This is a genomic window from Promicromonospora sp. NPDC110617 (assembly GCF_055598465.1).
Map to the genome: position 1 here is coordinate 250,389 of NZ_JBVKBM010000005.1, position 12,087 is coordinate 262,475.

The following is a 12,087-nucleotide window of genomic DNA, read 5'->3' on the forward strand; positions in this document are numbered from 1 at the left end:
ATGACACCCCTGCAGGCAGTCGACGCCGACGCCCGCGACACCCCTCCCGACGTGCTCGCCCCGGCACCCTGGACCGCCGCCGACGGCGTGCGCGTCACCGCGGTGCGCACGTTCCTCACCGGCCCGCAGGGCTGCCCCTACGTGGTCACCCGGGTCGAGACCAACCAGCCCGGGCTCTACGGGCTCGGCGACGCGAGCGACCCGCAGCGCCCGCTGGCGACCCGCACGCTGATCGACGAGTACCTCGGGCCGCTGCTCGTCGGCCGGGACCCCGCCGACATCGAGGACCTGCACAGCCTGCTGCTCAACAGCGGGTACTGGCGCGGCGGGTCGATCGAGCACAACGCGCTCGCGTCCCTCGACCTGGCCCTGTGGGACCTGAAGGGCAAGGTCGCGGGGCTGCCCGTCCACCAGCTCCTCGGCGGCCGGGCGCGGGAGCACGCCGACGCCTACACGCACGTCGACGGGGCCGACGCGGCCGAGGTGGCCGAGAAGGTGCTGGAGGCGGCCGGCCGCGGCTACCGGCACGTGCGTGTCCAGGTCGCGGTGCCCGGCCGGGACACCTACGGCACCGCCCCGCGCGACGCCGCGGAGGCGGCGCGGCGCCGGGCCCGCACAGACCGCTGGGACACGCTGGCCTACCTGCGGCACGTGCCCGGGATCCTCGCGGACGTCCGCGACCGGGTGGGCCCCGACGTCGAGCTGCTCCACGACGCGCACGAGCGCATGACCCCGGCCGAGGCCCGGCAGTTCGTCCGCGCCGTCGAGGACGCCCGGCTGTACTTCCTGGAGGACGCGCTCGCCCCTGAGGACGCCGCCCACTTCCCCGAGCTCCGGGCCGCCGGCACGACGCCGCTGGCCGTCGGCGAGCTCTACCACGACCCGCGCGCGTACCTGCCCCTGCTGGCCGGCCGCTCGATCGACTTCGCGCGCCTGCGCCTCCCCACGCTCGGCGGGCTCACCCCGGCGCGCAAGCTCGTGGCCGTGTGCGAGATGTTCGGCGTCCGCACGGCGCCCCACGGCCCGGGGGACGTGACGCCGGTGGGCATGGCGGCCAACATGGCGCTCAACATCTCCTCCCCCGCGTTCGGCGTCCAGGAGGCGGCGACGTTCCGCGACGCCACGCTGGAGGTGTTCCCGGGTGCTCCGGTCCCGGCCGGCGGGCACCTGCTCGCCTCCGAGGCGCCGGGGCTCGGCGTCGACTTCGACGAGCAGGCCGCGCGCCGCTACCCCGTGGGCGCCCCGCTGGAGCACGACCGCTGGGCGCTGCTGCGGGCCACGGACGGGAGCGCGCACCGCGCGTGACCACCCCGGTGTCAGACGCTCAGGTCACCCGGGTGACCTGGGCGTCTGGCACCTGGCCGGCCCGGCCAGGGCCGTCAGCCGATCAGGAGCGCGTGGGGCTGCGGCGAGAGCGTCTGGTCGAGCACCAGGCACGCCGCGCCGACCGCGCCGACGTCCTCGCCGAGCCGCGTGTTGACCACCTGGATCTCGTGCATCTTCTCGACGAACGGCCAGCTCGTGATCACCGGCTCGACCACCGCCAGGAACCGCTCGGACAGCATCGGCCAGATGGGACCGCCGAACACCACGAGCTCGGAGTCGAGCAGCGTCGCCGCGGCCGCGACCCCGGTGCCCACGCGGCGCGCCCACCGGTCGATGATCACCTGGGCGCCCCGCTCCCCCTCGGCCGCGAGGTCGGCGAGCCGCCCGAGCTGCTCGGCCACGGCCTGCGGGCCGGGCGCCGGGGCGACCTCCAGCACGCCCGCCGCCACGGCCTCGTCGACGAGTGCGCGCGTGGTGCAGTTGGCGTCGAGCCCGCCCACCTCGCCGGCGTTCCCGGACGCGCCGCGCAGCACGACGTCGTCCGCGACCACGCCCATGCCGGAACCGGTGCCGAGGTAGAAGAAGAGGAAGTTGCCCGAGTGCGTCGCCGCGCCCGCCCAGCGCTCGGCCACCGCGGCCGCGATGACGTCCTTGTCCATCAGCACGGGCAGCCCCGTGGCCTCGACGAGCCGGTCCCGCAACGGCACCCGGCCCCAGCCCTTGAGCTGCGGCGGGTCGACGACGGAACCGGTCGCGAAGTCGACCGGGCCGGGCACGGCGAGGCCGAGACCGAGGATCCGGTCGCGGGCCGCACCCGACTCCTCGATCACGGTCTCGATGGTGTCGCTCATCTCGGCGATCGTCGACTCCTGGTCGACGACGGCGGGCGTGGGCCGGTGCACGCTGTGCACCACCCGGCCCGCGAGGTCGAGGACGACGTACGTGATGACCGCCGGGTCGAGGTGCACGCCCAGCGCGTACCGGCCGCCGGGCACGACCTGGAGGACCGTGCGCGGCTTGCCCGCACGCCCGCCCTTCTTGCCGGTCTCGGCCAGGAGCCCCGCGTCGAGCAGGCGCCGGCAGATGTTGGAGACCGTCTGCGCGGACAGGCCCGTCGCGCCGGCGAGCTCGACGCGGCTCAGCCCGTCGGGCGCGCGCCGGACCGCGTCGAGGATCACCGACTCGTTGAAGTCGCCCATCCGCGGGAGGTTGGTGCCTCGCCGGGCGGTCGCCGGCGCGGCCGACTGGTCGATCGTCACGCCATACCTCCTGCTCGATGACCGGCCGGCGGGCGACCCGGAGGCCCGCTCCCGCACATCTTCGCACCCCGGGTCCTGGTCGGGCGCACTGTCGGGCGCACTGCCGCGCGCACTCAGGCGACCTGACGCACGAGCAGGAGCGACCAGGGCGCGAGCGAGCGCTCGACCCGCAGCACGCCGTCCCCGGGGACGACGAGCGACTCGCGGCGCGTCGCGCGGGCGGCGGCGTCCAGCGCCGCGGTCTGCTCGCGCGTGGGCGACGACGGCGCCCCCATCGCGCGCCACGCGGCCACGGGGTTGGCGTTCGACGGGTCGAGCGTCTCCAGCTCGACGACGGCGCCCGGCGTCAGCCCGTCGACGGTGATCTCGGTGTCGCGGACCGACCCGACCGCCTCGGTCGCGTCGGCGACCGTCCGGTCGTCGAACGAGGCCGGCACGGAGCGCGTGACCTCGTGCGGGTAGTGGTGCACGAGCGCGACGACCCGGCCGGTCGCCTCGTCCCGCGTCACCACGCCGTCGTCGCCTGCCGCCAGCAGCGTCCCGCCCAGCGCGTTCAGCATGCGGTACGCGTGGAACGTCGGCTTGGGCACGCCCTGGAGGGTGAGCATCCCGAACCCGCCGTGGAACATCTCGTCGCCGGCCCCGCCCTCCTCGAAGACGTCCGTGAACGTCCAGTAGGCCAGGGAGTCGACCGTGCCGATCGAGCGCAGGACCGACCGGACGACGTAGACCGCCGCCGGAACGGTGTCGTGCGTGAGGTCGCGGGGCGACGACGACGAGTTCCACTCGGTCAGGTGGATCTCCGCGTCGGGGAACGGGCTCGCGTCGACCAGGCGGCGCAGCAGCGCGAGATCCTTCGGCGTCGCGTCGACCTCACGCGTGAGCCGCTGTCCCCGGCCGTGCTCGTCGAGCGCCCAGTCGGTCGGGTACGGGTGCGCCGAGACGAAGTCGACGGGCAGGTCTTCGTCCGCGCAGAACGCGAGGAAGGCCTCCAGCCACACCGGCTTCCACTCGAGCGCGTCCAGGTCGGCGCCGAGCGTCGCCTCGTGCACCCGGAAGTCCTCGGTCTCGCCGTCGAACCGGGCGTCCGGCACGAAGTTGGACGTCGCGGGACCGCCGACCCGCAGGGCGGCGTCGACCGACTTCACGGCGCGCGCCGAGGCGGCGTAGAGCGCGAAGTACTCGCTGCGCGTGCCGCGGAAGAAGCCGCGCAGGTTCGCCTCGTTCCAGACCTCGAAGTACCACTGGCGCACCTCGGCGAGGCCGTACCGGTCGACCCAGTGCGCCACGAGCGAGCGCACCAGCCAGGACCACCGGTCGAGGTCGGTCGGCGGGGCGCCGTGCGCTCCCCACCAGAACACGGTCTCCGTCTCGCGGGCCAGCGCCCGCGGGCTGAAGCCGAGCTCGACGAACGGGCGCACGCCGGCGTCGAGCAGGGCGTCGAACAGCGCGTCGACGTACTGGAAGTTGAGGACCGGCGTGCCGTCGGCACGTTCGGTGTACACGAACATGTCGTCGTGCAGCAGGCCGTGGAAGCGGACGTAGTCGAACCCGCAGTCCTCGCGCACCGTGGCGAGATGACGCTGCCAGTCGGCCCGGAGGCCCTCGTTCGCGCGCCCCGCACCGACCACGGTGCTCCAGAAGTGGCGCAACGGGCGCCCCGGCCCGGTCGCGGTCGCCCGCAGGTAGATCGGCTCGGCCACACGTCCTCCAGTCGTCCACGCCTCGCCGGATCACGAGACGGCGCGCAGCGCGCACCGTCAGTGTAAATCAAACTGATTGACTATCACCGCGCGCCTACAGCGCGGCGACCTGGTGCGCCATGAGCACGGCGAACCGGCGCTGCTCGCGCGTCGGGAAGACCGCGTGCGACACCGCGGTGACGAGGAAGTAGCCGACGACCTCCGCGCCCCGGCGCACCGGGATCGCCACGTACTCGTCGACGGGCAGCCCGATCCGGTCGACGTCGACCGGCCGGCCGTTGCGGGTCAGCGCCCCGTCGTGGTCCAGCACGGCGAACCGCACGTCCCCCACCGGTCCCTCGACCCAGCGGGAGTCGTCGGCCTCCAGCACCTCGGTGATCTGCCGCGCCACGACGTCGACCACCGTCCTGGCGGGCGTGGTGCCCTCGGCCACCGCGCGGGCGGCGCCGAGCACCCCCTCGAGGTAGCCCGACCGGCGGGCCTCCCGCCCCAGCTGCCGGTAGCCCCACAGGGCGATCTCGGTCACCGCGAGGCTGATCAGGACGAGCAGGGTGGTCGCCTCGATGTCCTCGGCGTCGGAGATGACGAAGCGCAGGTAGGGCTCGGTGAGGAAGAAGTCGAACCAGACCCCGGCCGAGAAGGCGGCGAGCAGGGCCGCCGGCCGGTCCCCCGTGGCCGCGGCGGCGACCACGAGGAGGACCAGGACCAGCACGCCGGTCGCGGCGGCGACGTCGTCCCGCACCAGGTACAGGATCGCGCAGACGACCAGCGGCGCCACCACGGCCGCCACCCGCACCGCGGGACGCCACCACGTCGCCGAAGGCCAAGCCGAGACGCTCATGGTCATGGTGCTCCTGTCCCCCGAACATCGTGGCGCGCTCCGTGACCCCGCGCGAGCGCTGGCCGCGGACCGGGCGGACCCGGGAGCCTCAGCGCCGTACCCGGTGGTCCACGGCGACCCAGTTCGTCTCCCAGGTCTGCCCGCCGTCGGCCGAGAACGCCTGCTCGAACCGCGCCTCGTCCCGGCCCGCCCGGGTGACGAGGAACCGCACCTTGATCGGCAGGTCGCCCAGGACGTCGTCGCCGTAGAACTCGCCGACGCCGTCGCGGAACCCGCCGTACACCGCCGGGGTGAGCAGGCCGTCGCGCATGTTGACGAAGGTCAGGCTCCACCGCTGCGCCTGCGGCTCGTACAGCCGCAGGTTGATCGCGTCGATGGTGCCGGCCGGCCCCGACACCTGGAACTCGACGACGTTGGCCCGCCGGTCCACGAGCGGGCGCACGGTGCTGGTGCCGGAGAACTCGAGCCACTCGTCCGGCGACTCCGAGAGCGGGTCGGCGAGGACCCGCACGGTGGTGCGCCAGGTGCCGATCTCCCAGTCGAAGTCCCGTTGGCCGTCGACGGCTGCGGACGACGCGGGAGAGGCGAGAGATGCGGCGGGCGGCGCGGCCGGAGACGGCGCGGCGGCGCCCGAGGCGGCCGTCGCGAGCAGCAGGACGACGGCGGAAAGGCTTGCGGTGAGGAACCTTCGGTGTGAAATGGTCATATTTCGACTATCGAGCGGAGCGCGACCGTGAACAAGAAGGCACCTGCGGGTAACCCCTCTCGTCCCAACCCGCTGCCGGGCTGCCCGATGGCGGCGGCGTTCACCGCGATCGGCGGGAAGTGGAAGCTGACCCTCGTCTACTGGCTCGCCCACGGGGAGTCCCACTTCGCCGGCCTGCGCCGCAGGGCCGCGCCCATCACGCCCAAGGTGCTGGCCGAGCAGCTGCGGGAGCTCGAGGCCGACGGGCTCGTGGAGCGCGACGTGACCGGACCGGTCCCGGCGCCGGTGATCTACCGGCTCACCCCCTACGGCGCCACGGTGCTGCCCGTCGTCGAGGGGGTCCGGGTGTGGGGCGAGGCGCACCTGCGGCGCACCGGCGGCGAGACCGCGACGGAGTCGGCGATGAGCTGCGCCACCACCATCGCGTAGGCGGACCGGCGCGGCGGCGCCGGTCGGGGCGGGGACGGGAGCGGCGGTAGACTGCGTGTCCTCCGGTGATCGTGCAGGGCCACGACCACCGCCCGCGGTGGTTCGCGGAGACGTCCGGCGGCGTGTCACCATCATCGTGAGCACGGGGCCATCGTGAGCACGAGGCCGCGTGCGGGGACGCCGCGGTGATCCCGCGGCCGATCGGAACGCCCCGGCCAGGGGCCACCTGCCCACGGCCCGGCCAGCCGGCCGTCGGCCGGCCCGGGGCGTGCGGGCGTGGCGTGGTACCGCCGTGGTCGCAGTACGCAGGCAGCGAAGGAGAAGATGTGGCTCGAGCAGGCCAACGCCGGTCCGGCCGCGCGCGGAACGGGTCGGGCGCACAGCGCGGGTCCGGCGCACAGCGCCGCCGCGCCCCGCGTCCCGCCGAGCAGGGGATGATCCCGGTGCTGGCCGAGGCCGCCCGCGAGGTCGACGGTGCCGTCCGGAGACCGCCGACCCGCCCGGCGACGCGGACGAAGTTCCAGGTCGTCGCACTGCTCATGCGGGAGGAGCGGACCCGGGTCCGCGAGGACGGCGCCCTGACCGAGCCGCAGCGGGCCAAGCGGCTCAAGCAGCTCGACGCGGTCGGGACGCTGCTCGCGAAGATCGCCGCCCGCGACACCTCGCTGCTCGAGCTGCTCGCCGAGGACGCCCGGGTCTCCGACGCGGCCCGCGACTTCAAGGCGACCATGATGCGGGCCGGCGGCCTGGAGCCGCCCGAGGAGCCCCCGCCGCCCCCGCCCGCCGCCTCGGCACCCGGCGCCGAGAAGCGGGTGGTGCCCCGTTCGGTGATCTCGCGCCAGCTCGCGAACCCGTTCCTCGCCCCGGACTTCGCGGCCGCGGCCGAGCGGCAGGCCCCGCGGGTCCTCCGGCTGGCCGGCTGGGAGCTGCTCGAACCGCTCTTCCGGTCCTTCGAGTACGCCGGGCCCGGCGCGGCCGCCTGCATGCCCTTGCCCGAGCCCCGCTCGTTGTCCGCACCCGAGGGCCGGCAGCTGATGCCGCACCAGGCCCAGGTCGTCGAGGCCACCGCCCGCGGGCACCGCACCTTCCTGCTCGCCGACGAGCCCGGCCTGGGCAAGTCCGCCCAGGCGCTGCTCGCCGCCCAGGCGGCCGACGCCTACCCGCTGCTGGTCGTGGCGCCCAACGTGGTCAAGACCAACTGGGCGCACGAGGTCGAGCTGTGGACGCCGCGGCGCCGGTCCACCGTCGTGCACGGCGACGGCGAGCGGGTCGACGGGTTCGCCGACGTCGTCATCGTGAACTACGAGCTCCTGGACCGGCACGTCGGGTGGCTCGGCGACCTCGGCTTCCGCGGCATGGTCGTGGACGAGGCGCACTTCATCAAGAACAAGGGCAGCCAGCGCTCGCAGCACGTGCTCGCCCTCTCCGAGCGCATCCGCGCCCGGGCCGGCCGGCCGCTCCTGATGGCCCTGACCGGCACCCCGCTGATCAACGACATCGAGGACTTCCGGGCGATCTGGCAGTACCTCGGCTGGATCGACGACGCCAAGCCGCTCGGCCCGCTGCTGGGCGCCCTCGAGGAGACCGGGCTCACCCCGGCCGACCCGGGGTTCTACGCCGCCGCCAGGACGAGCGTGATCGACATGGGCATCGTGCGGCGCCGCAAGGCCGACGTGGTCGCCGACATCCCCGCCCGCCGGGTGGCGGACATGCCGGTCGAGCTCGACGGCGCCGCCGGCCGCTCGATCCGGGCCGCCGAGGACGCGCTCGCCAGCCGCCTGGTCAGCCGGTACCGGTCCGCCCTGCAGGCGCGCGCCGAGAGCTCCGTCGTGGACGACGTCGTCGTGGACGGCGTCGACGTCGACCTCGCCCGCCGGGTGGCGGCCGCCGAGCTGAAGGACTCGAGCTCGAAGGCCAAGGGCGAGAACGTGTTCACCATGGTCCGCCGGATCGGCCAGGCCAAGGCCGCGCTGGCCGCCGACTACGCCGCGCAGCTCGCCCGCAACGTGGGCAAGGTCGTGTTCTTCGCCAAGCACGTCGACGTGATGGACCAGGCCGAGAAGATCTTCGCCGACCGCGGCATCGGCTACGCCTCGATCCGCGGCGACCAGACGCCCCGGGCGCGCGAGAAGGCCATCACCGCGTTCACGGACGACCCCGACGTGTCGATCGTGGTGTGCTCGCTGACGGCCGCCGGGGTGGGGCTGAACCTCCAGGTCGCGTCCAACCTGGTGCTGGCCGAGCTGTCCTGGACCTACGCCGAGCAGACCCAGGCCATCGACCGGATCCACCGGATCGGCCAGTCCGAGCCCGTGACGGCCTGGCGGATCATCGCCGCCCAGACCATCGACTCGACGATCGCCGCGCTGATCGACAGCAAGTCCGACCTGGCCGCCCGGGCCCTGGACGGCGCGGGCGACGAGGATGCCGCGTCCTCGACGGACGTCCAGCTCGAGGCGCTCGTGGCGCTGCTCACCGAGGCGCTCGACGCCGAGGGCGGCGCCTGAGGCACCGGGTATCGGTGAACCAGGCACGTCAGCCGAGCGCGGCGATCCCCGCCAGCTCCTCCCCGAGGGTCCGGGCGAGGTCGGCGGCCGGGAGCGCGTCCGCGTCGCAGTGTACGGCGCAGCGCAGCACGCCGTCGTAGGAGATCGCCGCGACGCCCAGGCGCACGTTGCCGCCGAGCGCGGCGACGGGCCAGATCCGCTCGACCGGCGCGCCCGCCAGCGCGAGCGGACGCCGGGGGCCGCGCACGTTCGTCACGAACAGGACGACGAGCCGCTGCCGGCGCGCGAGCCGGCCGAAGAGCCAGGCGCCGACGCGCGTGCGCGTCAGCTCGTACGTGCCGCGCGAACGCGCGTCGTCCTTGGCGGCGCGGGTCAACCCGGCGACACGGCGCAGGCGGCGGGCGAGGTCCGCCTCGTCGGTGGGCAGCGGCACCAGCATCACGCCGACGGCGTTGCCCGACCGCCCGCGGTACGGCAGCGCGACCGGCACGCTCGCGGGCAGGACGTCCGGTGGCTCCTCCCCGCGCGCGAGCAGCGCCGCCCGCGCGGCCGCGGCGGCCGCGACGAGCAGGGCGTCGTTCACGGTCGCCCCCGCCGTCCGGGCACCTGCGGCAAGACGGTCGAGGTCGACGTCGACGAACGCCACCGCCCGGCGTCGGCCGACCCGTCCGAGCAGCACGGTGGGCAGCACCGCGCGCCGGAACATCGCCGTCGTCCGCCCGACCCCGGAGGCGAACGCACGCACCCGGACGCGCCACCCGCGCGCCGCGCTCGTCTCCACCGGCCCGCCCCCGAGATCCGCCGGGTCAGTCGTCGGGTCCGGCGCCACGGGATCCATCAGGGCCTGCGCGAGCCGGACCGCCGCGATCCCGTCGGCCATCGCGTGGTGCACGCGGAGCACGAGCCCGGCGCGCGCCGGGGCGACGCCCGGGACGACCAGCAGCTCCCAGAGCGGGCGGTCGAGCGGGAGCGGGGTGACGACGAGCCGCGCGCACAGGGCCTCGAACCCGCTCCGGCCGTCGACCGCGGCGACGCGCCGCACGTGGGCCGCCAGGTCGAGGGGCACCGGCTCCCACACGAGCGCGCGTCCGGCGCGCCGCACCCGCTGGGCGAGCCGGGGCACCGCGGGGACCCGCTCGGCGATCGCGCCGCGCAGCGCGTCGAGATCGACCTCGCCGTCCGGCCCGACGCACCCGCCGCGGGCGAGCACGCCCGCCATCAGGAACGCGTTGACGTGGTCCCGCGCGTCCAGCACGACGTTGAAGGCGTCCGCCGACGTCAGGCGCTCTGCCAGGGTCCTCGCCTCCCCGGTCACCCGTCGTCCACCGCCCGGGGCGCGAGGCCCGTGGGCGGCCCGCCGAGCGCGCGCAGCGCGTACAGGATCGTGGCCAGGTCGACGAGCTCCTGGACGAGCGCGCCGGTCACGGCGGGGATGACACCGGTCATCGCCACGACCATGAGGGCCAGGCTCAGGCCGATGCCGAGCCAGATGGCCGCAAGGGCCGTGCGCAGGGTGTGCCGGCCGACGGACACCGCGGCCACGAGCCCGTCGAGCGAGTCGACGAGCAGCACCACGTCGGCGGCGTCCCCGGCGGCGGTCGCGCCCCGCGCGCCCATCGCGACCCCGACGTCGGACGCCGCCAGCACGGGCGCGTCGTTCACGCCGTCACCGACCATCATCAGCGGTCGCGGCGTCAGCCCGGCCGCGAGCAGCACCTTCTCGCCGGGGAGGAGCTCGGCCCGCACGTCGTCGATACCGACCTGCCGCGCGACCGACACCGCCGTGGGCCGCGCGTCCCCGGTCAGCATCGTGACGTGCGCGACGCCGTTCGCCCGCAGCCAGGACACCACGGCGGCGGACTCGGGCCGGGGGTCGTCCGCGAGGACGACGGTCCCGGCGAACCGCCCGTCGACCGCGACGTACGCCGCGGCCTGGCCGGGGCCGAGGTCCGCGACGACGGTGTCCGGCGCGACGGAGCGCACGTAGCCCGGCTTGCCGACAACGACCCGGCGCCCCTTGACCGTGGCGACCACGCCGTTCGTGGCGACCTCCTCGGCGTCGTCGGCCGCGAGCAGGTCGAGGCCGCGCGCGGCGGCGGCCCGGCGGACGCTGTCGGCGAAGACGTGCGACGAGTACTGCTCGGCGGAGGCGGCGAGCAGGAGCAGCTCGTCGGCGGCGAAACCTGCGGCGGGCCGCGCCGCGACGAGGTCGGGCCGGCCCTGGGTGAGCGTCCCCGTCTTGTCGAACGCGGCGGACCGCAGGCGCGCGAGCTGCTCGACCACGGTGCCGCCCTTCATGATGACGCCGAGCTTCGCGGCCCGGGACAGCCCGCTGAGGAACGCCACCGGCGCCGCGATGAGCAGCGGGCAGGGAGTGGCCAGCACGAGCACCTCGGCGAAGCGCGTGGAGTCTCCCGAGAGCGCCCAGGCCGTGCCCGCGAGCACCAGCGAGACGGCGGTGAACGGCACGGCGAACCGGTCGGCGAGCCGCACGACCGGGGCGCGGGACTCCTGCGCCTCCTCGACCAGGGCGACGATCTGCTGGTACTGGCTGTCCGCGCTGCGCCGCGCCGCCCGCAGTCGCACGGCACGGGTCCCGTTCACGGCGCCCGACAGCACCTCGTCGCCGGCCTCCCGGCCCACCGGGAGGCTCTCCCCGGTCAGCGACGACTCGTCGAACGTGCCCCCGCCGTCGAGCAGCACACCGTCGACCGGCACGATCTCACCCGGACGGACCAGGAGGACGTCGCCCACCGCGACGTCGTCGACCGCCGTGTCCCGCACGCCGTCGAAGCCCGCGGAGCGCGGGTCGTCGATCACGTGCGCGGTGCGCGGCGACCGGTCCAGGAGGGCGGTCAGGTCCCGCCGCGCCCGCCGGGCGGCGAAGTCCTCGAGCGCCTCGCCGCCCGCGAGCATCAGCACGATGACGAGGGACGCGACGTACTCCTGGACGGCGAGCGTCGCGACCATGGCCACCACGGCGAGGATGTCGAGCCCGACGTGCCCCCGCAGCACGTCGCGCACCATGCCGACGAGGGTCCATACGACGAACCCGGCCACCCAGGCCGTCGCGACCCACCGGGCCGCGACGGGCTCGCCGTCGGTCAGGAGGACGAGCACTGCCGCGAGCACCACGGCGGTCGCCGTGATCGCCGGGTAGCGCGTGAACGCTCGCAACGCCCGCATGCCCGCAGTCTTTCCCGGAACCGCGGAGGCCGCCCCCCGGGCTTCCGTCCCGGCGGGGAGGGCCGTTGGTCCCTGGCCTGACGGCCCGGCGCGGCGGGAGGCTGGGATGGACGCCGCCAGGTGCACCTGC

9 protein-coding genes are annotated in these 12,087 nt (G+C 75.2%); 3 read left to right on the top strand and 6 right to left on the bottom strand.

Annotated features, from left to right (window positions below; genetic code table 11):
- Entirely contained in the window at positions 1-1,305 is a 1,305-nt protein-coding gene (locus ACZ7LE_RS25170; RefSeq protein WP_470405954.1) for an enolase C-terminal domain-like protein, read from the top strand.
- 74 nt (positions 1,306-1,379) lie between these two features.
- Here the strand turns inward: ACZ7LE_RS25170 and ACZ7LE_RS25175 are convergent, their stop codons facing one another.
- The 4 genes from ACZ7LE_RS25175 to ACZ7LE_RS25190 all read right to left on the bottom strand — a co-directional run bounded on the left by ACZ7LE_RS25175 (position 1,380) and on the right by ACZ7LE_RS25190 (position 5,835).
- Complete coding sequence (locus tag ACZ7LE_RS25175; protein ID WP_470405955.1) at positions 1,380-2,585, bottom strand: ROK family transcriptional regulator; 1,206 nt, start codon at positions 2,583-2,585, stop codon at positions 1,380-1,382.
- Positions 2,586-2,698: 113 nt separating this feature from the next.
- Positions 2,699-4,288, bottom strand: a complete 1,590-nt coding sequence (locus tag ACZ7LE_RS25180; protein WP_470405956.1) for a GH39 family glycosyl hydrolase — start codon at positions 4,286-4,288, stop codon at positions 2,699-2,701.
- Positions 4,289-4,382: 94 nt separating this feature from the next.
- Positions 4,383-5,129, bottom strand: coding sequence for a DUF4118 domain-containing protein (locus tag ACZ7LE_RS25185; protein WP_470405957.1), 747 nt, complete (start codon positions 5,127-5,129; stop codon positions 4,383-4,385).
- Between the two features lie 88 nt (positions 5,130-5,217).
- A complete protein-coding gene (locus ACZ7LE_RS25190) occupies positions 5,218-5,835 on the bottom strand; it encodes a hypothetical protein (protein WP_470405958.1) in 618 nt (205 codons plus the stop codon).
- A gap of 27 nt (positions 5,836-5,862) precedes the next feature.
- On the opposite strand from ACZ7LE_RS25190, the gene ACZ7LE_RS25195 reads away from it, so the two are divergent.
- On the top strand, positions 5,863-6,264 hold the full coding sequence (locus tag ACZ7LE_RS25195; RefSeq protein WP_470405959.1) for a winged helix-turn-helix transcriptional regulator: 402 nt from the start codon (positions 5,863-5,865) through the stop codon (positions 6,262-6,264).
- A gap of 326 nt (positions 6,265-6,590) precedes the next feature.
- A complete protein-coding gene (locus ACZ7LE_RS25200; RefSeq protein ID WP_470405960.1) occupies positions 6,591-8,771 on the top strand; it encodes a DEAD/DEAH box helicase in 2,181 nt (726 codons plus the stop codon).
- 28 nt (positions 8,772-8,799) lie between these two features.
- On the opposite strand, the gene ACZ7LE_RS25205 is transcribed toward ACZ7LE_RS25200, so the two are convergent.
- Both ACZ7LE_RS25205 and ACZ7LE_RS25210 read right to left on the bottom strand, forming a co-directional pair.
- Positions 8,800-10,086, bottom strand: a complete 1,287-nt coding sequence (locus ACZ7LE_RS25205) for a wax ester/triacylglycerol synthase domain-containing protein (RefSeq protein ID WP_470405961.1) — start codon at positions 10,084-10,086, stop codon at positions 8,800-8,802.
- The gene (locus tag ACZ7LE_RS25210; protein ID WP_470405962.1) at positions 10,083-11,957 is read right to left on the bottom strand and encodes a heavy metal translocating P-type ATPase; all 1,875 of its coding nucleotides are present in this window, start codon (positions 11,955-11,957) and stop codon (positions 10,083-10,085) included. Before ACZ7LE_RS25210 ends, ACZ7LE_RS25205 begins: the two co-directional genes overlap by 4 nt.
- Positions 11,958-12,087 lie beyond the last annotated feature (130 nt).

Bases quoted from the DNA above. Each gene is read 5' to 3' on its own strand.
- ACZ7LE_RS25170 (WP_470405954.1), top strand. From the start codon at position 1: ATGACACCCCTGCAGGCAGTCGACGCCGACGCCCGCGACACCCCTCCC.
- ACZ7LE_RS25190 (WP_470405958.1), bottom strand. From the start codon at position 5,835: ATGACCATTTCACACCGAAGGTTCCTCACCGCAAGCCTTTCCGCCGTC.
- ACZ7LE_RS25210 (WP_470405962.1), bottom strand. From the start codon at position 11,957: ATGCGGGCGTTGCGAGCGTTCACGCGCTACCCGGCGATCACGGCGACC.
- ACZ7LE_RS25185 (WP_470405957.1), bottom strand. From the start codon at position 5,129: ATGAGCGTCTCGGCTTGGCCTTCGGCGACGTGGTGGCGTCCCGCGGTG.